18 protein-coding genes are annotated in these 21,992 nt (G+C 71.9%); all 18 read right to left on the bottom strand.

Features of this window, described 5'->3' with window-relative positions:
* Positions 1–82 precede the first annotated feature (82 nt).
* The 18 genes from GXW74_RS14685 to GXW74_RS14600 all read right to left on the bottom strand — a co-directional run bounded on the left by GXW74_RS14685 (position 83) and on the right by GXW74_RS14600 (position 21,991).
* Complete coding sequence (locus GXW74_RS14685; protein ID WP_211847263.1) at positions 83–346, bottom strand: ubiquitin family protein; 264 nt, start codon at positions 344–346, stop codon at positions 83–85.
* Positions 347–350: 4 nt separating this feature from the next.
* Complete coding sequence (locus GXW74_RS14680; protein ID WP_211847262.1) at positions 351–1,433, bottom strand: WD40/YVTN/BNR-like repeat-containing protein; 1,083 nt, start codon at positions 1,431–1,433, stop codon at positions 351–353.
* Positions 1,434–1,446: 13 nt separating this feature from the next.
* The gene (locus tag GXW74_RS14675) at positions 1,447–1,932 is read right to left on the bottom strand and encodes a DUF1579 domain-containing protein (protein WP_211847261.1); all 486 of its coding nucleotides are present in this window, start codon (positions 1,930–1,932) and stop codon (positions 1,447–1,449) included.
* 30 nt (positions 1,933–1,962) lie between these two features.
* Positions 1,963–2,406, bottom strand: coding sequence for an SRPBCC family protein (locus GXW74_RS14670; protein WP_211847260.1), 444 nt, complete (start codon positions 2,404–2,406; stop codon positions 1,963–1,965).
* Positions 2,403–2,735 (bottom strand): ArsR/SmtB family transcription factor, encoded by a 333-nt coding sequence (locus GXW74_RS14665; protein ID WP_211847259.1) that lies wholly within the window; start codon positions 2,733–2,735, stop codon positions 2,403–2,405. The genes GXW74_RS14670 and GXW74_RS14665 overlap by 4 nt, the downstream gene beginning before the upstream one ends.
* Before the next feature lie 48 nt (positions 2,736–2,783).
* Positions 2,784–3,176 carry a DUF4150 domain-containing protein gene (locus tag GXW74_RS14660; protein WP_211847258.1) on the bottom strand — a complete coding sequence of 131 codons (393 nt, stop codon included), beginning with the start codon at positions 3,174–3,176 and terminating at the stop codon, positions 2,784–2,786.
* Between the two features lie 10 nt (positions 3,177–3,186).
* Complete coding sequence (locus GXW74_RS14655; RefSeq protein ID WP_211847257.1) at positions 3,187–3,786, bottom strand: DUF3540 domain-containing protein; 600 nt, start codon at positions 3,784–3,786, stop codon at positions 3,187–3,189.
* A 25-nt stretch (positions 3,787–3,811) separates the two neighbouring features.
* Positions 3,812–4,873, bottom strand: coding sequence for a pentapeptide repeat-containing protein (locus GXW74_RS14650; RefSeq protein WP_211847256.1), 1,062 nt, complete (start codon positions 4,871–4,873; stop codon positions 3,812–3,814).
* Entirely contained in the window at positions 4,870–7,476 is a 2,607-nt protein-coding gene (locus tag GXW74_RS14645) for a DUF2169 family type VI secretion system accessory protein (protein ID WP_211847255.1), read from the bottom strand. Before GXW74_RS14645 ends, GXW74_RS14650 begins: the two co-directional genes overlap by 4 nt.
* 19 nt (positions 7,477–7,495) lie before the next feature.
* Complete coding sequence (locus GXW74_RS14640) at positions 7,496–7,849, bottom strand: DUF3592 domain-containing protein (RefSeq protein ID WP_211847254.1); 354 nt, start codon at positions 7,847–7,849, stop codon at positions 7,496–7,498.
* Between the two features lie 14 nt (positions 7,850–7,863).
* Positions 7,864–10,059, bottom strand: a complete 2,196-nt coding sequence (locus GXW74_RS14635) for a type VI secretion system Vgr family protein (RefSeq protein ID WP_211847253.1) — start codon at positions 10,057–10,059, stop codon at positions 7,864–7,866.
* Positions 10,060–10,484: 425 nt separating this feature from the next.
* Positions 10,485–11,588, bottom strand: a complete 1,104-nt coding sequence (locus GXW74_RS14630) for a glycoside hydrolase family 71/99 protein (RefSeq protein WP_211847252.1) — start codon at positions 11,586–11,588, stop codon at positions 10,485–10,487.
* The gene (locus GXW74_RS14625) at positions 11,585–12,781 is read right to left on the bottom strand and encodes a polysaccharide pyruvyl transferase family protein (RefSeq protein WP_211847251.1); all 1,197 of its coding nucleotides are present in this window, start codon (positions 12,779–12,781) and stop codon (positions 11,585–11,587) included. Before GXW74_RS14625 ends, GXW74_RS14630 begins: the two co-directional genes overlap by 4 nt.
* An 81-nt stretch (positions 12,782–12,862) precedes the next feature.
* Positions 12,863–13,306 (bottom strand): hypothetical protein, encoded by a 444-nt coding sequence (locus GXW74_RS14620; RefSeq protein ID WP_211847250.1) that lies wholly within the window; start codon positions 13,304–13,306, stop codon positions 12,863–12,865.
* Positions 13,307–13,353: 47 nt separating this feature from the next.
* The gene (locus GXW74_RS14615) at positions 13,354–17,235 is read right to left on the bottom strand and encodes a glycoside hydrolase family 99-like domain-containing protein (RefSeq protein WP_246523357.1); all 3,882 of its coding nucleotides are present in this window, start codon (positions 17,233–17,235) and stop codon (positions 13,354–13,356) included.
* A 39-nt stretch (positions 17,236–17,274) separates the two neighbouring features.
* Positions 17,275–18,609, bottom strand: coding sequence for an HlyD family type I secretion periplasmic adaptor subunit (locus GXW74_RS14610; RefSeq protein WP_211847249.1), 1,335 nt, complete (start codon positions 18,607–18,609; stop codon positions 17,275–17,277).
* Positions 18,606–20,273: an ATP-binding cassette domain-containing protein gene (locus GXW74_RS14605; protein ID WP_211847248.1), complete on the bottom strand. Its 1,668-nt coding sequence runs from the start codon at positions 20,271–20,273 to the stop codon at positions 18,606–18,608. The genes GXW74_RS14610 and GXW74_RS14605 overlap by 4 nt, the downstream gene beginning before the upstream one ends.
* Positions 20,270–21,991, bottom strand: coding sequence for an ATP-binding cassette domain-containing protein (locus tag GXW74_RS14600; protein WP_211847247.1), 1,722 nt, complete (start codon positions 21,989–21,991; stop codon positions 20,270–20,272). Before GXW74_RS14600 ends, GXW74_RS14605 begins: the two co-directional genes overlap by 4 nt.
* Position 21,992: the final 1 nt, after the last annotated feature.

Below are 21,992 nucleotides of genomic sequence, written 5' to 3'. Positions count from 1 at the left end.
GCCGGACCACCGGCGGGCCGCAGTCGCGGCCTCGGCACGAGTCACAGCCTCGTGCCGCTGGTATGACGCGACGGCGGGGGGATCACCCCCCGCTCATCGCCGTCATCACCAGCATCTCCCCGCCGGGGCGCAGCGGGGTGGCGAGCGTCGCGCGCTCGCCCTCCACGAAGATGTTGAGGTGGCGCCGGATCGCCGGCGTGGAATCGCAGAGCCGGTCGCGCATGCCCGGCCAGCGCGCATCCAACGCGGCGATCGCCGCGGCGACGTCGCCCGCTTCGATCTCGACGACGCGCGGCGCGCCCGGGAACAGCCGCGCCAGTGCCGCCGGCAGCAGCACCGTCGCCACGGCGCTAGGCCTCGACCAGCAGCGTCTCGACCGAGGTGATGGTGGGCAGGTGCTGCGCGAGGCAGGTCCAGCTCTCGCCCTCATCCGCGCTGGCGTATAGTCCGCCGCCGCTGGTGCCGAAATAGACCCCCGCGGGCTCCAGCGTGTCGGTCGCCATGGCCTGGCGCAGCACGCCGAAGAAGGCGTTTTCCTGCGGCAGGCCATTCCGCAATGCCTGCCAGGTCGCCCCCGCATCCCGCGTGCGCCACACCGCCGCCTGCGCGTCCGGCACGAAGCGGCCGGCCGTGTCGCCGTTGAGCGGCAGCAGGAACAGCGTCTCCGGGTCGCGCGGGTGCGCCGCGGCGGGGAAGCCGAAGGTGGAGGGCAGCCCCTTCTCGATGCTGACCCATTGCCGGCCGCCATCCTCGCTGCGGTACATGCCGCAGTGGTTCTGCTGGTACAGCCGGTCGGGCCTGCCGGGGGCGAGCACCAGGGAATGCACGCATTGCCCGAACTCCGGATAGCGCTGGTCCTCCGGCGCGTAGTCCTGGCGCGTGCCGCGGTTGCGCGGTTCCCAGGTGGCGCCGCCGTCGCCGGTGTAGAAGACGCCGCCGGTCGAGATCGCCACCCAGACCCGGTCCGGATCCTCCGGATGCGGCACGATGTGGTGCAGGATCAGCCCGCCGCCGCCCGGCTGCCATTCGGGACGGGAGGGATGGTCGCGCAGCCCCGCCACATGCGACCAGGTGGCGCCGCCATCCTCGCTGCGGAACAGCCCGGCCGGCTCGACGCCGGCGAACAGACCGTCGGGCCCGCGCGCCAGACACCACACCGACTTGATCGGCGTCTCCCCGGCGGCATAAGCGAGGCCGGCGCTGGAATGCGTCCAGCTCGCCCCGAGATCGGGCGAGGTCCAGACCGCCGGCCCGAACCATTCATTGCCGCCGCCGGCGTGGATGGCGCCGGTCGCCGGGTCGGCGATCACGTGGTTGATCGGCCAGGCATCGCAGAAGGGGCCGCGCAGGCGCCACTCCTTCCGCGCCGCGTCGCCCTCCATGATGAAGGCGCCCTTCTTGGTGCCGATCAGCAGCAGGATGCGCTGTGCCATCTCCCTGCCCTCCTCAGCCCGCGCGGCGGTAGCGGGCGAAAATGATCTGCTGCCAGGTCCCGTCCGCGCCCTGCATGAGCGTCGTCAGCGTGCGGTTCCCCTCCGCATCCAGGGTGATGATGTCCTGGTAGGGCGCGATGCGGCCGGGCGTGCCCATGTCCGGCCCCTCGGTGTCGAGCGTCAGCGTCGTGCCGCCCGCGTCGAGGCTGCCGCGATAGATCCAGAGATACGTCATCATCGACGCCGCGAAGGTGCCGAGGAAGCGGCCCTGCGCCGGATCGTAGCCGAGCATCATGTGCGTGAGGCCGATGCCGCCGCCGGGCATCTCCGTCTCGCCCTCCGCGATGGCCCAGAACTCGCCGAGGCCGCGCACCCGCTCCCTCGCCTTCACCGCCATCGGCGGCTGGCCAGGGCCGGCGGGGCATTCGCCCTCCATGCTCCAGGCGCCGACCAGGCGCTGCAGCCAGCGATGCTCGGGGGTGCGTTCCGGTGCCTGCATGGTCGCCTTCCTGGCGTTGTTGGGGCTGTGTCAGGCCGCCGTTTCGAAGCTGGCGGCCAGGCGCTCGAAGGATTCCGTCCAGCCGCGGCGATGGCGCGTCGCGGTGGCTTCATTGGCGAAGCGGTCATGGACCAGCGTGACCTCGGTGCCCTCGGGCACGGGCCGGAAGGTCACGGTGACGCGGGAGACGAGCTCCGCCGTCGCCTCCCAGGCCCAGGAGAAGACCAGGCGCTGCTCCGGCACGATCTCGGCATAGGTGCCGGAGACGGTGTGGCGGGCGCCGCTGTCCTCGACCAGGCTGATGCGGAAATTCCCGCCGACCCGCGCATCGATCTCGGCGGTGTGCACCATGGTGTGGTGCGGGCCCCACCAGCGGGCGAGGATCTCCGGCCGGATCCAGGCCTCGAAGACCGCCGCCGGCGCCGCCTTGATCCGGCGGACCATGGTCAGGCTGGGAATGACGGCCTCGTTCACGCCTTGGCCTCCAGTTCGGCCGCGAGGCGGTCGAGGCTCTCCGACCAGAAGCGCGCATAGCGGGCGAGCCAGCCCATGGCGTCCTCCATCGGCTCCGCCACCAGGCGGCAGGAAACGGTGCGGCCGGATTTGTGGCGGGCGATCAGCCCGGCGCCCTCGAGCACGTCGAGGTGCTTCATCACCGCCGGCAGCGACATGGCGAAAGGCTTGGCCAGTTCGGAGACCGAAAGCCCGTCCTCGGCGGCCAGACGCTCGATCAACGCGCGCCGCGTCGGGTCGGCGAGCGCGCCGAAGACGCGATCCAGGGCGGGGCGTTGTAAGTCAACCATGCGGTTAACTTACGCCGCCACCCGCCCCCCGTCAAATGCCTTGCGCGGTCACGGTGCCAGGATCAGCACCAGGGTCTGGCTCGGCACCACCCGGCAGCCGGGGATGTTGGTGCTGTTCTGCAGCGACATCGAGGTCAGCCGGGTCGCCGGCATGCCCTCGATGAGAGTGGTGAAGGACCCGAGCAGGTGCCGCGACGGCCCCATCACAGTGCCGGAGGCGACGCCCAGCAGCACGCCGGGATTGTCACCATTGGTCATGGGAATCGTGGTGCCCATGTTGTGCATCGGCGCGCCGAGCACCAGCGTCGAGAACTGGTTCGGGATCGCCGTCGGCCCCATGGCGATGTTCGGATAGGGGATCGGCACCGGCGGCACGGCCGGCGTGATGCAGACATCGGGGAAGGCGAAGTCCATTCCCATCATCTGGGTGTTGGCGAACATCGGCCTGCCCTCAGCCCAGGTGGATCTGCGAGCCGTGCAGCTTCACCAGCACGCCGGCCTGCAGGTTCGCCGTCTCGCCGCGCAGGTGCAGGTGGCCGCTGGCGCGCTGGTCGATGTCGCGCGCGCGGAGCTGCTCGCTCTCCTCGATGAAGCGGTAGCTGCGGCGGAAGCGGCCGATGATGCGCTCGGCGAGGGATTCGATCGCCTCGGCGACCAGCGAGGCGCGGCCGAGATTCGCGTCCGCCTTGCGCGCTGTCACGCCGAGCGCCTTGGTGGCGAGCTGCGTGGTCTCCGCCTCCATCACCAGCGTCCCGGCGGAAAGGTTGAGCCGCCCGCCATCGGCGGCGAGCGTCGCCCCGTCCGGCAGCGCGAGGCGCATCGGCGCCGCGCCGGGGCGCTCCAGCACCGCGAGGATGTAGCGCACCGACCCGGCGCGGCCGAGCAGCACGATGTCGCCCGGCTCGGGTTCCACCAGGCAGGAGAAGGCGCGCCTCGCCGGAGCCTCGCGGCCTTCGAGACGGACGGCGAAGGCATCGCCATCCCGTGCCAGCACCTCCGCCGCTTCGGTGTCCGCCATGGCCAGGCCGGTCATCCCGGTGATCGCGTTCATCTGCCTCTCCTTCCCGTCCTTCGGCTCAACGCGGTGCGAAGCGTTCCTGCCATCGTTCGGCCTGCGCGCGGTCCTGGTCGGGCGGCAAGGCCGCGCGCCGGTCCGGGATACGCGCACCCGCATCGCGGATCATATGAAGGTTTGCACGTGTCAGCGTCGCGCCGGCGAGGTCGGCCTGTTCGAGCTCGGCGTGGCTGAGGTCGGCATAGGTCATGTCGCACTGGCCGAAGCGCGCCCGCGGCGCCTTCATCCGCACGCAGATCGCCTGGACCATCCGCGCGCCGGTGGCATCCGCCTCGGTCAGGTCGGCGTCCTGCAGGATGGCGTTCGACAGGTCCGCCCCGCGCAGCACGGCGCCGACCAGCGAGGCTTCGAGCAGCACGGCCTTGGCCATGCGCGCGCCCTCGAAATTCGTCCCCACGGCCTTGGCCTTCTGCAGCCCCGCCTGCGTCAGGTCCGCGCCCGAGAGGTCGCAGCCCGAGATATCGCAATCCTGGAAGAAGCAGCCGGCGACCGGGAAGCCCGGCAGCGCCCTGCCGGCGAAATAGACCTGGATGAAGGCGGTGCGGACGAAGCGCGTGCCGGCGATGCCGACGCGCGTGAAGTCGCCCTCGATGATGACCATGTCCTCGCACAGCGTACCGCCGAGATCGATCTCGTCGGTACGGCACTTCATCATGTTGACCTTGGCCATGGTGGCGCCGGCGAAGGAGGCGCGGGTCAGCCGGCACTGGATGATGTTCGCGCCGGTCAGGTTCGCCCTGGCGAAGTTGGCGCCGCGCAGGCCGCAGTTCACCGCGTTCCACATCGGCGCCTCGATCCCGCCGAGGTTCGCGCGCGTCATGCCGCATTCGACGAAGCTCGCCTGGGTCAGGTTGGCGCCCGCGAGGTTGGCGCCGTCCAGCCGCACGGCGTGCAGCATGGATTCACGCAGGTTGGCGCCGCGCAGGTCGGCATTGGCGAGGTCCGCCCCCTCGAAGATGCCGCCCGACAGATCGGCCCCGGCGAGGTTCAGCCCCGCCCAGCTCCGCGTGCGGTCGATCACCTCCCCGTCGCGCACCAGCGCCTCGATCTCGGCCCGGCTCATGTCGGCGTCCTGCGTGGGTTGAGGCGCACGCGGGTGCGCTGGATCCGCTCGTAGCGCGTCGCGCCGTCGCCGTGAATGCGCGCAAGATCGGCTTCGTAGAGGCTGCTGTCGCTGAGGTCGGCGCCGCGGAGATCGGCGCGCGCCAGGCTCGCGCCCATCAGGTCGGCGCGGGTGATGCGCGCCCCGCGCAGGTCGGCGACGACGAAGCGCGCCTGCCGCGCCCGCGCGAGATCGAAGGAGGCACCCTGCAGCCGGCAATCGGAGAAATCGGCCTCATCGAGCACCGCGCCGTCGAACACCGCACCTTCCAGCACCGTCCCGCGCAGGTTGGTGCCGACGCAGCGCGCGCGGGCGAAGCGCGCGGCGGTGAAGTCGCAAGCTTCGGCGAAGGCGCCGCGCGAGAGGTCCGCCCCCTCGAAGATCGCCCCGACCCCGCGCGAGCCGACGAAGGCCGCCTTGCGCAGAATGGCGTCGGTGAAATCCACCCCGTCCATGCGCGTCTTCACGAAGACGGCGCCTTCCAGCATCGCCCCCGCCGCCCGCAGCCCGGCAAGCGAGGCCTCGCTCAACACCAGGTTCGGCGCCACCGCGCCGCTCAGGTCGGCTTCCTCGAGCGAGGCATCGCCGAGCACCGCGCCGGTCAGGTCCGCTTGCACGAAGCGTGCCCGCCGCAGATGCGCGCCGCGCAGCACCGCGCCGTGCAGGACCGCCTGCGAGAGATCGGCGCCGGCGAGCATCGCGCGGCCGAGATTGGCTTCGTCGAGATCCGCCCGCGACAGGTTCGCGCCTTCAAGCTTCGCATGGGCGAGCACCGCGCGTTCCAGCTTGGCGCCGCGCAGGTTCGTCCCGGTCAGGTCGGCGCCGTCGAGCCAGGCCTCCGTCAGGTCGAAGCCCGAGAGGTCCAGCCCCGCGAGGTCCGCGCCGCACAGGTCGAGCCGCGGCCCCCCGCGACTGCCGTCGAACAGGCGGGCGCGCAGGGCCGCATTGGCGGCGGCATCGAGCCGCGGCGCCGGGTCCCGCTGGTCGGCGGCAAGCAGGTAGGCCTTGCGCTCGCCCTCCTCGGAATCGACCCACAGCTTGCCGATCGCGGGATCGGCGAGGGTGTTCCGCAGGACGGCGGCATCCCGCCCCTCGCGCTCCATCTGGTCCGCATCGGCCTCGATCTCGGCGCGCATCCGGGCGGCGGAGAAGGTCGGCGGGCCGGCAGGCCGCTTCTTCGGATCCGGCAGCGGCTGGCCGGCCGCCGCGGCGGCGGCCTCCGATTCCGCCATCTGCGCGGCCAGGAAGACCTCGTTCTCCTGCTTCGCCTTCTCCGCTTCCGCGCGCACCCGCTCGATGATGGCCGGCAGTTCGTCGAGCTTCGGGACCGGCTCCGCCTCCTGCGGCCGCGGCGGGCCGTGCTTGTCGGGGTCGAGGCCGTTCTCGGCCAGGACCTGGCGCTGCCGCTCGTATTCCTTCAGCCGCCGGGCATGGGCACGCTTGCGCAGCAGGCCCTGCTCCTCGTGGCGGAGGCGCGCCTCCTCCATGCCGGGATCGGGGACGATCAGTTCCTCGGGTACCAGCGCGCTGTCGCGCATCGCCTCGAGCAGGCCGTACTCGGGATCGAGGCGCGCGGCCATCACCGCCTCGAACTCCGAGACCGGACGCGGCGCGCCGAGGCGGTCGGCGCCGATGATCGCGAGCGTCACGTCCCGCGCATCCTCCTCCTCCACGCGGACGCGGCCGTGATGGATCATCACCAGCCGCTTCTGCGCGGGGAAGAACCACACCGTGGTCAGCGAGAGCGGCACGTCCTCGAGCCGGCCAGATCCGCGCCGCTCGATGAGGATGCGCGGCTGCACGCCCGGCAGCCGGCCGGTCAGTTCAGGCGCCTCGGGATGCATGTTGGTGAAGGCGTAATCCTCGTCGCCGCGCAGGAAGCCCGGGAAACGCTGGTCGGGGCTCGCCGCCATGAAGATGCGCCAGTCGATGTCGCGGGCGAAGCCGGGGAAATCCTCGTCGATCCAGCGCTGGTCGTGGGTGCCGGCGAGGCGCTGGCGCTGCGGCCAGGCGATGTCGATGGCGCCGAAATTCACCGGTTCGGGCGAACGCGGCCGTTCCGCGCCCTGGGGCAGCACGACATTGGGCAGGGTGACGCGGTAGCCGACGCCCGGGATCGGCATTTCCTCGATGCCGCGGCCGAGCGGGTTCTGCGCAAATTTCGGCCCGCCATAGGCGCGGTCCCAGCCCATCGGCATTTCGGTGAAGGGAATGGGCTGGGTCGGCACGCCGTCCTCGATGTGACGGTCGCCCACGGCGGCAAGGCGCTTGGTGACGCCGCCGAGCCGTGCCGAGACGGTCACCGTCTGCACCGGGCGCCCGCCCGGGGCAAAGGCGCTGCCGGTCACCAGGAACTCCGCCGCGGTCTTCGGCAGGCAGAGGTCGATCGCCTGGCCGGGCGGCAGCACCTCGGGCAGGAATTTCCACATGGCGATGTCGCCGAGCAGGCCCGGCCGCTCGCCCATCGGGCAGAAGGCCAGCGAGGCGACGCTCAGGAAGAAGCGGCGCTGGAACTCGACCGGCCGCGACAGCATGCCGAGGGCGAAAGGCTTGAGGATCTTCATGCCGGATGGCGGTCCAGGGTCACGGCATGACCGCGACGCGTTCGGGGTGGGCGGGATCGTAGCGCACCTCGAAGGTCCGCCCCGGCATGAAGAAGGGAACCTCCGCCGCGCCGGGAATCCGCACGATGGAGGCGCGCCATGGGGGCCGTCCCTGGGCGCGCACCTCGAAGTGGATGACGAGTTCGGGCACCAGCTCGATGCCGAAGCGCCGCCCGGTCTCCTCCATGCCGACGACAACCGCCGTCGCCGGCATGCCGTGCGCGCGAATGCGCCGTTCCTGCAGGCTGCGCAGGAGATTCGGTCCCATGATGGCGGCCGGCAGCGCGATGGCCAGCAGTACCAGCGCGCCCAGGATCCATGTCCAGGGCCCCATGCGCAGCAGATCCCTCACGCGGAGTAGAGCTTGAGGCCGCGCTTGGTCTCGAAGGCCTTGCTGCGCACGCCGAGCGCCTTGTTCTTGATCTCGATGCCGCCGGTTTTGATGGACAGGCCGAAATTGTCCATCTTGATGCCGGCGACGTCGAACTTGAGCCCGGCGACGATGCCGATCGAGACGCCCGAGACGTCGGTCTTCATCGCCGCGTTGCTGAGCTTGACCACGTAGGCGTCGCCCGTCTGGATGCCGGTCTTGAACCAGCTCGGTCCGATCTGCTTGATCGAGGGCGCGGTGAGCGTGATGGACGCGCCCGCCGTGACCGCGATGGACACGCCGGCGGTCTGCGCGATCGAGGCCCCGACGGTCTGGGCGACGGAGGCGCCGACGGTCTGGACGAAGGACGCGCCGATGGTCTGCGCCACGCTGCCGCCGATCGTCTCCGTCATCGAACCGGCGATGGTGCGCGTCTCGTTGGCCATGAAGGTCTCGGTCACGTCGCCGTTCACGGCGCGGAACTCGGTCTTCTGGACGAGCTCGGTGAAGTGGCCGTTGACCGTCGTGTTCTTGTCGTTGCCGACGGTGAGCGTCTCGTTGTTCTTGATCGTGGTGGTGCGGTCGCCGGTGCCCTTCAGGCCGACCTTGCGCGTCTCGTTGTTCTCGATCTCGGTGTCGTAGTCCTTCTCGGCGTGGATGTAGATCTGCTCCGAGCCCTTCTTGTCCTCGAAGCGGTACTCGTTCGATCCGCCGCCACCCTTGGAGGAATTGGTCTTGATGCCCGACTGCGTCTTGTTCCCCGGCAGGCCGTAGGGCACCTGGTTGTCGGCATTGTAGACGCGGCCGGTGATGATCGGCCGGTCGGGGTCGCCTTCCAGGAAGTCGACGATCACCTCATGCCCGATGCGCGGGATGTGGATCTGGCCCCAACCCTGCCCCGCCCAGCCCTGGGAGACGCGGATCCAGCAGGACGACTTCTCGTTCTTCTGACCCAGCCGGTCCCAGTGGAACTGCACCTTCACACGCCCATATTCGTCGGTGTCGATCTCCTCGCCCGCCGTGCCGACGACGATCGCCGTCTGCGGCCCGTGCACGAAGGGCTTCGGAGTCACCCGTTCGGGCCGGAAGGGCACGCGCTTCGGGATGCAGACGAAGGTGTTGTCGTAGGAAGGCTCGACCGGCTCGCGGCGGCCCCAGGCCTGCCTGGTCCAGTGGCTGTAGTCCTCGGCGCGGTGATGCACCTCGGTGATCAGCACCTCGGGGTCGTCGATGCCCTCGATCTTCACGCGCATGCCGGCGTCGAAGCCGGCGATGCCGCTCTCGCCGTGGCGCTGCTGGTAGAAGGCCTCCTCGCGCTCGATCTCGAGCCGCGCGGCCTGCCTGCCGAGGCCCTTGTCGGGGTAGAGACCGGGATAGTCGTAGCGCTCGCGCGACTTCATCTGCTCGACGTTGATCTGCGTCGGTTCTTCCACCTCGAGGTTGTTGGTCGGTGTCTCGAAGTTGAAGTCGCGCAGCGTCCACTTGCCCGAGCGGACGGCGAATTCCTCGTCGAGCCGCCGGATTCCGCTCGAATCCTGACGGCCGGTGACCGGCAGGTCGATGGCAAAGGGCGCCTGGAAGGTCGAGCCGTTGGCATCGGCCATGACCAGCGTGTGCCGGCTCATCTGGTGCTCGTGCCAGAAGAAGATGCCGCTCTGCTCCATCAGGCGGGAGATGAAGTCGAGCGCCGTCTCGCGGTACTGGACGCAGTATTCGAGCGGGTCGTGCTGCCCCGTCACCTTCATCTGAAAGTTGGTGACGCCGTGCAGCCGCAGCACCTCGCTGACGATGTCCGGCACGGATTTCTGCTGGAAGATGCGGCAATCGCTCGTGCGCGAGAGGAACCACAGCGCCGGCACGACCTCCGCCCGCCACTCCGTGGCGTCGCCGCGCTGCGCGAAGCCGCGCGTGAGGCGGCTGAAATGGCCATGCAGCGGACGACGTTCGAGCCCGGTCGGGCCGCCTTCGGTATCGCCCGGGCGGCCGAACCACAGCGTCACCTCGGTGCCGAGCAGAGCCTTGACCTTGTCGGCCGGCTCCTCGGTCGCGAACTTGATCCTGAACAGGAAGGGCTTCGAGATCGCGTCGTCACCCTCGAGTTCGGTGAGGACGGCCTTGTCCGTCCCGAGCTTCGTGTTGATCGCGAGGATGCGGTTGGTCTGGTCGTAGTTCACTGGCTTCGCCTCCGTCCCGCCCGATCTGCACGGTCGGGAAACATACTGCCCTGGGCAGGACCACGGAAGCCACCGCCCGCTCCGCTTCTCGCAGCATTTGCGGCGGCGTGTCCCTGAAGCCTTGCACAGCCCGGTCCCGTGCCGAAGCCACTGCCCGCCGGAGTGGCTTTCCAGGTCCGGGCGGCATGCAAGGATGACCGGCACGCCGATCCTACGAAGATACCCCGGCAGCAATGACAGCCCGATGACGGGGAGCCGATCCGGCTGCACGCGCCTCGGAGCGTCGCGAATCCGCGCGGCGGCCGTGACCCGGGGATGGCCACGGCATTCCGGCACGCCTGCCGTGCCGCGGCGCCGTAGCCCCGCCGCAACCTGCCCCCTGCCCGCGAGGCGCACGAGCCCCCCGAATCGCCGGGTTTCCGGGCCTATGGAGTTCCTCTCGACAGGCGGCGGGCCAGCGCCTCGATACGCGCATCGTCGAAGGGCAGGGTCGGCACCAGCCAGCCGCCCTCGTCATTCTCGTTCCACGCATAGACGAGGCAGGCGCCGGCCGAGGCCGGGCTCCGCGCCGCCCAGTCGCGGCAGCGCGCGACATGGGCGGCGATCTCCTCCGCGCTGCCCGGCAGATAGTGGCGGTCCAGCCCCGCGCCGGGACGCTGCCAGGCCTCCCACGGCACGGGGTTGGCGACGCGCGGCCGCCGGTCCCACCCCGCCATGGCGGTCGGCAGGACCCGCAACCCGGTCGCCGCCTGCTCCCGCCATCGCGCCTCCGCCAGCGCCGCGAGCGCGGCGTAGGACGCACCGCGCGCCTCGCCATCCGCATGGGTGTAGGCGCCGAGCGCATCCGCGCCGAGGCGTCGCGCCAGGCCCGCGAGCGAACGGCGCACCATCAGCACCAGCAGGGGATCGGCCCCCGCTTCCTCCCGCGCCCCGGCCCGGAAGCTGCGGACCTGCGCCGCAAGCCCGTCGATCCCGCCCCAGCGCTGCTCGACCAGTTCAGGCGTGATGAAGCCGAGGAAATAGACCGGCCGCCCGCCGAGGCGCAGATGGTCCGGGTGGCGCATCAGCGCGGCGTGGCGGCGGAGGATGGCCGCGGGCCGCTCCGCCGTGCCCCAGTTCCGCAACTCGCAGACCAGGCAGAAGCGGAAGCCCTCACGCGCCCGGCTCGCGAGGAAGAGGTCGAGCCCCCGTCCCATCGCGCTGCCTTCCGGATAGGCGACGAAGGCGAAGAAGCCGAGGCCGGCGCGGCGCGCGAGGGCGATCTCGCGGTCCATCACCTCCTGCCTTCCGCCATCGATGTGTGGCGTGCCGTCGGGGGCGAGTTCCGCGAAGAAGGGCAGCCGCGCACGGTACTCGGGCGGCGAAAGGCTGCGCTCCACGGCGCGCGTCTCGGCGCTGCCCGGCACCTGCCAGGCATCCCAGCGGATCGCGCCGACCGGCACTTCCGCCGCCGCGCGGGTCGCGCGCGGTGCCAGGAGCCCCGCCGCCGCCCCGGTCAGCAGCGCCCTGCGGCGCAGAATGGAGGTCACGCCGCGACCTGCTGCGGAACCTCCATCTGGTGGAAGCCGAGGCCGAGCCCGTTGCGTTCGAGGAAGAGCCGCCACTCGATGCCGAGCCGGCGGAACTGCGCCAGGAACGGCCCGTAGTCCACCTCCGCGGCGCGCTCGAGGATCTCCTCCGCCGGCAGGGGGCGGTCGAGCATCACATGCGGCACGCGCAGCAGCTCGCAGAGTTCCCGGGTGCGCATGTCGTGCACCAGGAACAGCGCCGGCGTCCCGGCCAGCAGCGCGGCGACATTGCCATGGAAGCGCGAGCCGATCGAGACGTCCATCGTCGCCATGCAGCCGACCCAGTCCTCGACCGAGAAGAAGACGCGGATGCGGCGCTCGACGAAGCTGCGGAAATCCTCGCGCGTCGCGGAGACGTCGAACAGTTCGGCGATGCTGCGTGCGGCGGCGGAGGCGCGGTCCGCCCGGCCTTCGGCCATCGCCGCGAGGAACTCCATCTCGGGCTGCTCGTTCTGCAGCACGTAGTAGGCGTTCTCGCCCAGCAGGCGCTGGAGCAGGGCGTTCTCGCAGGCGCGCATCGCCTCCGGGTGCAGCGCATGGCGCCGCACGTTGTTCGAGAAATTGACCGCCATCCGCCCGCGCGACGGCGTGGCGGCGGCGAGCCGCTCGAGCGTCGTCGTCCGCAGTCCGAGCAAGGAGGGGCAGCCGACGATGCTGGTGTTGCGGATGCCCATGTCCCACAGCACTTCCGCCGTGAAGGCGCCGCGCACGCCGATCGAGCCGCCGCGTTCGGCCATCAGGCGCAGGAACGCCTCCGTGCCGGGCTTGAGCGCGGGCGCCTCCCCCGGCCGCAGCTGCGAGCCGAGGCCGAAGCAGAAGATCGGCAGCTTCGTCCGCGCGAAATACTCCGCATGGGCGGTGAGATCGACGCCATTGCCCACGAAATTGGAGGCCGGCACGAAGAGCATGTCGAAATGCTCGTGCAGCCGTTCCGCCGGGATGGCGCCGAAGCCCGGGTGGAAGGCCTTGTGCGCGCAGTCGGTGCCGTGGAACAGGCCGTGGCCGATGAAGAGGTTGCCGGTATTCGCGCCGGTCGCCTCCAGCCCCTCGGCCAGGCTGCGGAAGGGCGGGACATGCGCCGGCGCCCCCCAGAAGCAGACGCGCTTGCCGGGCGCCGAGATGCGGAACAGCGCCGGCATGTCAGGATGGGTCATGGGGTCTTCCTCCCGGTTCGCGTCGTGCTGCGGGGCGGCGATGGCCGGGGCGTGCGATGCCGCCCCGGCCGGCTCGCCGTGTCAGGCGGCCTCGAGTGCACGCTTCCACTGCTGCGTATCGGCCTCGTAGCGGGGGCTCGGGCTGCGCCACTCGGCCGCGCCGATCATGCTGAAATGCTCGCGGCCGGAGGCGAGCTTGCCCGCCTTCACCGCCGCTTCCACGTCGGGGTAGGAGCGGAGGTACCAGCGCTCGTCGACATCCGGCGTGCCGCCCTGGCGGCCTTCAAAGTAGCCGAAGCCGATGTAGTGCAGGCGCGCATTCTCGATCGCGCCGGACTTCACCGCCGTGGCGACGTCGGGGTTGGCGGCAAGGTATCCGGCCTCGTTGAAGTCGCCGTTGGCGACCGCGATCTGCAGCAGGAAGCGGAAGAGGCTCAGCGGCACCGTCACGGCCTGCTCGCCCTTCAGCTCCTCGCGGGAGGTGCCGATGCTGCGGAGGACGGCGTCATAGGGCGGGATGTACATGGTCGTGGCTCCTGGGTTGGCGGTGGGTGTTGATGGTGATGGCCGCGTCAGACCGCGCGGCTCTTGCTGCGGCGCGTGCGCCGCCGCTTGCCGGCGGGGGAAGCCGGCGCCAGCCCGAGCTGGGCCGCGACCTCCGCCAGATAGGATTGCTGCGCCGCCGCGGCGCGCGCGGCCTCGGCGAAGGCCTCGCGCGCGAAGGCGTGGCAGCGGGCGATCTCCTCGACATGCCGCCCGGCATCGAGCGCATGCGTCACGCTCTGCGCATGGCGGCGGTGGACATTGAGCGGCGCCGCCTCATAGGCGACGCGCGCACCAGGGGCCGCGAGCGCCTGCAGGTACAGCCGCCAGTCGCCCGCCATGCGGAAGCCGGCGAGCGCATCCCCGCATTGTTCCAGCGCCTCCAGCAGGGCGCCGCGTCGCCAGACCACGGCGCTGACGTTGAGGATCAGGTTCTTCACCGCGAGGAAGCGGCGGACGAAGTCCGCTGCCTCGAACACCTCGGACCGCGCCAGCGCGCCGGGCTCCAGCGTCGCGTAGTACTGCTTGTAGTCCGGCCACATCGGCGTGCCGTCGGCATGGATGGTGCTGCTGTCGGTGAAGGCGAAGCGGATCGCCGGGTCCGACTTCAGCTGCGACACCGCGCGCAGCAGGAAGTCGGGGTCGGAGAGGTCGTCCGCTTCCGCGATCCAGAGGAATTCGCCCTGCGCGAGGCTCGCGGCCTTGCGCCACTGCGCGAAGACCGAGCCGGAATTGACCGTGTTCGGCTCGAACCTGGTGTCACGGCCGTGCCGCGCGGCGACCGCTGGGATGACCTGCAGGCTGTCATCCGTCGAGCAGTCGTCGAGGACGATCACCTCCCGCACCGGCAGGCTCTGACGGAAGACGGAGCCCAGCCGTTCCGGCATGAAGCGCGCATAGTTGTAGTTCGGCACCGCGACGGAGACCGAAGGCAGGTCCGGCACCGCGAGATGCAGCAGGTCCCGCACATAGGGCCGCCAACCGAAGCGCGAGGCGGCCAGGCGCTGGCGGGTCGCGGCGTCGCGCCGATGCCCGGGATCGTCGCGCTCTCCCCGCACCATGGTGGCGAGAGCCTCGGCCATCGCCGTCACGTCGCCATAGGGCACCACGGCGCCCACCCCGGTCTCGGACAGCAGATCCGGCACGCCGCCGCTGCGCTCGAAGGCGACGACGCCGACACCGCTCGCCAGCGCCTCCAGGGCGACGGAGGGGAACGGGTCCTCCCGCGAGGTCAGCGCATAGGCGTCCGCCGCGCGCAGGAAGGCGCCGACATCCTCCCGGTGCCCCGGCATATGGAAGGTGCCGGTCGCCCTGGCCGCGGCGATCTCCTCGGCGAGCCAGCCCTGCATGCCCGGATCCATGGCGCCGAGCCAGCAGAGATGCACCCGCCGCCGCCCGCGCCAGCGCAGCAGGCGCCAGAGCTGGAGAAAGAGGTCGAAGCCCTTGCGCATGTCGGCATAGCCCATGCCGAGGACGAGCCGGTCCTCCGGCGCCATGCCGAGTTCGGCGCGGATCGCCGCCTCCGCGCCCGGTGCGGCGGCGAGGTTCTTGTAGATCCCCTGATGCCGCAGCAGGACGCGCTCGTCCTCCGGCAGGCCGAGCAGGCCGAGCACCTCGTCCCGGACGAAGGGCGCCGGGAAGACCACGCGCCGCGCCGCGGCGATGCCGGCGCGCGCGGGATCGGCCAGGTGCTTCTCCCGGATCAACCGAGGGAGTTCGTGTACCAGGAGCACGGAACTGACGCCCGCCGATTTCAGCGCCGCGACCGCATGCCCGGCCGCCGTGGTGTTGACGATGGCATGGCCGAAGCCGCGCGCCGCCAGCGCGCCGGCGCGGGCGGCGAGTGCCGCCTCCCCCGCCACCACGGTGGTCGGCGCGACACGGCGATAGGCCGCCTCCATGGCACCGCCGCCGAGCAGCAGGAACTCGATCTCGACGCCGAAGGCGCGGCGCAGCGTGGTGCCGATCGACAGCAGCAATTGCTGCGCGCCGCCCGGGAAGGCGTCATGGCCCACCAGCAGCAGGCGCGGCGGCGTGTCCTGTCCGCGCCGCGTCGCCCCCGAGACGGCACGGCCCGTCGCGTTCAGGTAGGCGCTGCCGAAATGCAGGTCGGGCTCGAGATAGGCGCCCTCGCACCACTCGTTCCAGGCATTCACGCAGACGATGGATTCGCCGTGGAAGGGATGCTGCGCGGCGTGCTCGATCAGCGCGGCGAGCCAGGCCTCGTACTTCGCCGGCGTGCTGCCGGTGATGACGAGGCCGTTGCCCTGCCGCCGCGCGTCGTTGTCCCAGGACGGCACGGCGGTGCGGATCAGCGGATAGGGCGGCGCCGGTTCCTCGAGGGAGACGCGCACCACGCTTTCATACTGGTGCACCTTGCCGGTGAAGTCCGGGTCGAGGATGTCGAGCCCGGTCGCGATCGGCTGCAGGTCTTGCGTCAGCTTGTGCGGCGGGAACTCGATGGCGCCGTCGAGCCCGTAGGGCCGTGGGTCGGTGTCGCCGAAGCCCTGCGCCATGACCAGCAGCGGGTCCTCGCCATGCTGCTCGCGGAACAGGTGGCGCCAGCGGGCGATGGTGGCCTTGGTCTCGGGGATCAGCGCCGGGCGATAGACCATCAGCACCGGACGGCCTCCGACGCGGATGTAGCGGGCATCGCGGAAGTGGCGTGCGAATTCGGCGACCATCCGCTCGTCGTCGTCGGGGCGGTAGTCCTGCGAGATCAGCACCTCGCTCTCCGCCCCGTCCCAGCGGCGGGTCCAGTTCTCGTTCGCCCACATCAGGCAGAAGGGCATGTCGATCGACGGATCGGCGAGGAAGCGCTCGACCGGCTTCTCCATCAGCCGCGTGCCGTTGAACCAGTACCAGTAGAAGACGAAGCCGTGGACGCCGCCGGCCTTGGCCATCTCGACCTGGCGGCGGAAGGTCTCGTCGCCTTGCAGCGTGTAGAAGCCGAGGTCGCGCGGCACGCGCGGCTGGTAATGCCCCTTGAACCGCGGCAGGCCGCGCGGGACGTTGGTCCATTCGGTGAAGCCCCTGCCCCACCAGGCGTCGTTCTGCTCGAAGGCGTGGAACTGCGGCAGGTAGTAGGCGAGCAGCTTCACCCGCCGCGGCGCATCGGCGGGCAGCGGGCGGAACTCCTCGAAATCCGGGCCGGGCCTGGTGAAGCGACGCACCTCGCGCGGCACCGTCGCCTCGTCGTCCGGCATGCGCCCGTACACGCCGGCCTCATTCCGGTGCGCGAGCCAATGCGCGAAGGGGTTCTCCGAGAGATCGCCGCGCAGGTAGCGTTGCGCGTAGAAGCGCACGTCGAATTCCGCGGACGGATTGCGCCCTTCCTTGTAGCCCTGGCACCAGAAGTGCTCGAAAGGATCGACACCGGCCGCCGCCACGTCCGGGTTGCGCCCGAGGTAGTAGTCAACGTCGAATTCCGGCATCGGGCTGTAGCGGCCGCTCGCGCGATGCCTGAGCCAATGCGCCAGCGCGAGTTCCCCCGCCGGCAGCGAATAGCGTGTGCGATACCAGCCGGGATCGAAGAGCGGCCCGGGCTTCCGTCCCTCCGCATCGCCGTGCAGCGCGTAGTGCAGCAGCGGATTGAGCCCGCCCGCCACCACATCCGGATGCTGCCCGAGATACCAGAGCGGATCGAAGTACGGGTTGGGCCGGCGGCCCTCGCGATAGCCGTGGTCGTAGAAGTGCTCGAAGGGCTCGATGCCGGCGGCCGCGATGTCGGGATAGGTGGCGAGGTAGAAATCCGCGTCGAACAGTCCCGTCCGCGCCAGGCTCGCCATGTAGGCCGCGCGCAGCGCCTCGCCCGAAAGCGGCGCCGGCCCGGCATCGTGGCGGGGCGGTGCGGGCGGCGGCGGCCCTGCCTCGACGCGGCGCTTCTCGAGCAGGGCGAAGAAGTCGGTCATGTGAGGGGCCTCTTGGTATCCGGGGGCTTCAGACATGGCTCAGTCCCTCAGCGAGCGCCGCAGCGCGTCGGTGATCGGTCGCAGCACGTAGTCGAGCGCCGTGCGGCGCTCGCCGAGGACGAAGGCCTCGACCGGCATGCCCGGCGCGAGCGACGCGCCGGGGGGCAGGCTCGCCGCCGCATCCGGGTCGATCGCCAGGCGGGCGAGGAAGTAGGAATTGCCCTGCGCATCGGTCTGCCGGTCCGCCGAGACGTAGGTCACCGTGGTGTCCATCAGCGGCACCTCCCGCGTGCGGAAGGCAGCGAGCCGCAGCCGCGCGGGCTGGCCGACCGCGACGTTCTCCACATCGGTGAGCGCCAGCCGGACCTCGGCCACCAGGCGGTCGTCGAGCGGCACCAGGTCGAGCACCGGCTGCCCGGCGCCGATGCTGCTGCCGGGGGTGAAGAAGCGGATCTCGGTGACCACGCCGGCCTCGGGCGCGGCCACCGCGCGGCGCGCGAGCACGTCCTGCGCGCCGCGCAGGCGCTGCTCGGCATCGGCCCGCTGGGCGCGGGCGTCCTGCAGTTCGCGCGCCACCTCCTGCTGGCGGTTGAGCCGGGTATTGGCCATCTCGAGCTCGGCCTGGGCGATCGCCTCGCGCGACTGGGCTTCCTGCGCCTGGTACTGGCCGAGGTTGCCGGCGAGTTCCGCCTCGGTGCGTTGCAATTCCCACTGGCGCGTGCGCGTGGCGAAACCACGCTGCACGAGTTGCGTCACGCCGGCCAGCTCCTCGCGGATCGCCGCGAGCCGCGTCGCCGTCGCCTCCCGCTGCGCGGCATGGGCCGCCATCTGTTCCTGCTGCTGCGCGATGCGGGTGCGGCTGACGCCGATGGCCCCCTCATAGGCTTCCCAGCGTGCGGCGAAGAGCCGGCCCTCGGCCTCGATCAGGGAGGCGATCGCCGGGTCGGCGCGCCCGGCGGCGCCGGCACCCTCCGGCAGCACCATCTGGCGGCTGTCCTGCTGTTCGGCGGTCAGCCGCGCCGCGCGCACCGCCTGCGCCCAGAACAGTGCCCGCGCCTGCGACGCGGCAGCATCGGCCTGCGTCGTATCCAGTTGCAGCAGCGCCTGGCCTTCGGCGACGCGCTCCCCTTCCCGCACCAGCAGCGTGCGCAGGATGCCGGCTTCGAGCAGCATCACCGTCTTGCGCCGCCCCTCGGCGACGAGGCTGCCCTGCCCGATCACCGCGCGTTCCACCGGCGTGATCGCTGCCCAGCCGAGCAGCCCGCCGGCGCCGGCGACCAGCACCAGCAGCGCCGCGAGCACGAGGCGCCCGATGCGCGGCGGCGGCACCGCCGCATCGAAGGCCGCTTCCAAGGCATCTGCCGCGGCGCTCATGCATCCATCTCCAATGACCAGGACCCGTCGCCCTTGAGCGTCAGCACGCCGTCCGCCACCTCCTGCCAGGCCGACGGGGCGTGGGAGACGAGCAGCACCACCGCGCCTCCGTCGCGCGCGGCGGCGACGGCGTTGCGCAGCCCGGCGCGCGCGGGCGCGTCGAGCCCGGCCTCGGGTTCGTCCAGCACGATCAGCCGCGGCGCGCCGTGGAAGGCGCGGGCGAGGGCCACCAGCCGCGCCTGGCCGCCCGACAGACCGGCATCCGGACCGGCAGCGTTCTCGTAGCCGCGCGGCAGCCGCCCGATCGCGTCATGCGCGCCGACCATCCGCGCGGCCGCGACGGCGCCGGCGGCGCCATCGGTGCCGAAGCGGCCGATATTCTCCATCACGCTGCCTTCGAGAAGCTGCGCATCCTGCGGCAGGTAGCCGAGCCGCGGCCCGATCTCCCCGCGCGGCGCGCGCAGCGTGTCCCACCCGTCGAGCAGCACCCGCCCGCCCTCGGGCTCGGCCAGTCCCAGGATGGCGCGCAGCAGCGTGGTCTTGCCCGCGCCGTTCGGCCCCGCGATGACGACCGCGTTCCCCGGCGGGAGCGACAGCGACATCCCCTCCAGCAGTGACCGTGCAGCACCCGGCACGCGCAGCGTCAGGTCCTCGATGAGCAATCCGGACGGCGCGGAGACTTCCGGCGGCACCGGTGCCGGCGGCGCGCCGCGGCGAACGACGCCGGAAAGGCGGCGGGCCGCGGCCATGCCCTCGCTCCAGTCGCGCCAATGCCCGACCAGGTGCATCACCGGCTGCGTCGCGAGGTTCACCATCGACGTCGCGGCGATCATCGAACCGGGCGAGATGCGGTGGTCGAGCAGCAGCCAGACGCCGGTGCCGACGACCGCGATCTGCTGCGCGAAGCCGGCAAGCTGGAGCAGGCCCGCCAGCGCGCGGGCCTGCCGTTCGGCATCCCCCCGCCCGGCGATGGCGCGCGCCTGCACCGGCGCGAAGCGGGCCAGCACCGCCGGCAGCAGGCCGAGGCCGAGCACCAGGTCGCGCTGCCCCAGCCGCCCGATCAGTTCCCGCCGCCCCTGCCCTTCGGCGAGCATGGCGGCGGCGAGCGTGCCGCGCGCCGTGCGGTCCGCCAGCACGCCGATCACCGCCTGCGCCAGCGCAGCCGCGAAGGTCACGGCGAAGAACAGCGGATGCAGCATCCACAGGAAGCCGAGCGCCAGCGGGATGGAGAGCAGATCCAGCACATCCGCCGGAACCGTTCCGCCGAGCAGCCGCCGCAGCGCCGCGACATCCTGCAGCGCCCGCGCCGCTGCCACGCGATCGCCCGCGAGGCTCACGCGCACCGTCGCGGCCAGCGCGCGCAGTTCGAGCCGCCGGCCGACACGCTCGGCCATCGCCGCCAGCAGCGCCGCCCGCATGTGGCGCAGCGCGCCGCCGAGCATCAGCACTGCCAGGAAGGCCAGGGCCAGCACCCAGAGCGTGTCGAGGCTGCGGCTTTCCAGCACGCCGTCGAAGACATGCATGGTGAGCAGCGGCGTCGTCAGCATGGTCGCCTGCACCGCCATGGACAGCAGGATGCAGACCAGCAGGACCGGCAGCACCGTGCCGGCCGTCGCGCCGCGCGGGGCGGTCGCCGGCGCCGGGAGGGAGAGCACGCCGCTCACGTCGCCTCCGGCGCCGCGATGCGGCGCGGCGGCTGCGGCAATGCGCGCCGCGCGGCAGGTGCGGCGAGCAGGCGGCGACGCTCGCCGACCTCCGCGAGCGCACCGTCGCGCAGCGTCATCACCCGGCCCGCGGCGCGCAGCAGCCCCTCGCGGTGGGAGGTGAAGACCACGGCCTTCCCTGCCGCGGCGAGGGCCGCGATCATCGCCGCGACCGCAACCTCCCCCTCCGCGTCAAGAAAGGCCGCGGGTTCATCCAGCAGGACGAGGCGGGGGGTGCCATAGACCGCACGCGCCAGCGCGATGCGCTGCCGCTGCCCCATGGAGAGCACGGCGCGCCCGCCGATCCGCGTCGAAAAGCCCTGCGGCAGCCCGGCGACCATGCGCAGCGCCCCGGCCAGGCGGGCGGCTTCCATCACCGCCTCCATGTCCGGCGCGTCCTCGAGCCGCGCGATCGCTTCCGCCACCGTGCCCTCGGCGAGCACCGGCTCCTGCGGCAGGTAGCCGATGTGCCGCGCGAGGTCCGTGCGGTCCCACTGCGCCGTGGCGTGGCCGTCGAGGAAGACCTCGCCCGCATTGCTGCCCTGGAGGCCGAGCAGCACGCGCAGCAGGGTCGACTTGCCGCAACCCGGCGGGCCGGCGAGACCGACCACGTCGCCCGGCCCCACCACCAGGTTGACGTCGCGCAGGAGCGGTCGCGCCGCGCCGGGAAAGACGAGCGTGATGTGCTCCACCACCAGCCGCCCTTCCGGGCAGGGGAAGGCGCGGGTGGCCGGCGCCGGTGCCGCCTCATCCGCGGCCAGGAGGCGGTCCAGCCGGCGCCAGGCGGCGCGCGCGGCGGCCGCGTCCTCGAACTGGCTGCCGATGCGGGAGAAGGGTTCCATCACCCGCGCCGTCAGCAGCAGGCCGGCGAGGATGCCGTAGCCCACGGAACTGCCGCTCTCGATGATCACCAGCACGCCGACCGCGACCGCGCCGCCCTGCGCCACGCCGAACAGCGTGGCCGTCGCCGCCTGCGCCATGCGCGCCGTGCCCTGCGCGCGCCGCAGCCCGCCGGCGCCGCGCGCCAGCATCCGGGCCCAGCGGCCGACCAGCGCGGGCAGCATGCCCATCGCCTCCACCGCCTCGGCCGCGCGCGCCGCGTCGGCGACCAGGCGCGCTCCGCGCGCCGACGCGTCGTTCGCCTCGACCAGCGCCTCGCGCGTCGCGCGCTCCGCCGAAAGGCCGAGCAGCAGCGCCACCACGGCGGCGGCGACGGCGAAGAGCGCGAAGGCCCAGTGGAAGATGGCGAGCAGGATCAGCACCGCCGGCACCAGCACGGCATCCAGCGCGATGGCCGAAAGCGGCCCGACGACGCCGCGCCGCACCGCGTCGATGTCGCGCAACGCCTGGTCGGCCGCCGCGGCGGGCACCGCGGCGCGCGCCGTCGCCGCCGGCAATGCGCGGGCGGTCAGGCGGCGCACCAGGCGCTCGGCGCTCGCCAGCAGCAACCGCTCGCGGATCAGCGTCAGCGCCACCACCGCCACCGCCACCAATGCGAAGCCGGCGCCGAGGCCAACCGCGGTGGACAGGCTGCCGGTCGGCACCACCAGCGAGTAGAACTGCACCGTCAGCATCACCAGCGCGAAGGGCCCGAAGGCCCCGGCCAGGCCAAGCAGCGCCGAGGCGCGCGCGGTGCGCGCCAGCTCGGCGGACAGCCCGGCCATGGCCGCGGAGGCCATG

The sequence above is a fragment of the Neoroseomonas eburnea genome (assembly GCF_018129005.1).
Taxonomy (GTDB): Bacteria; Pseudomonadota; Alphaproteobacteria; order Acetobacterales; family Acetobacteraceae; genus Neoroseomonas; species Neoroseomonas eburnea.
The sequence above is the reverse complement of the archived record's forward strand: the minus strand, read 5'-3'. Positions and strand labels throughout refer to the sequence as shown.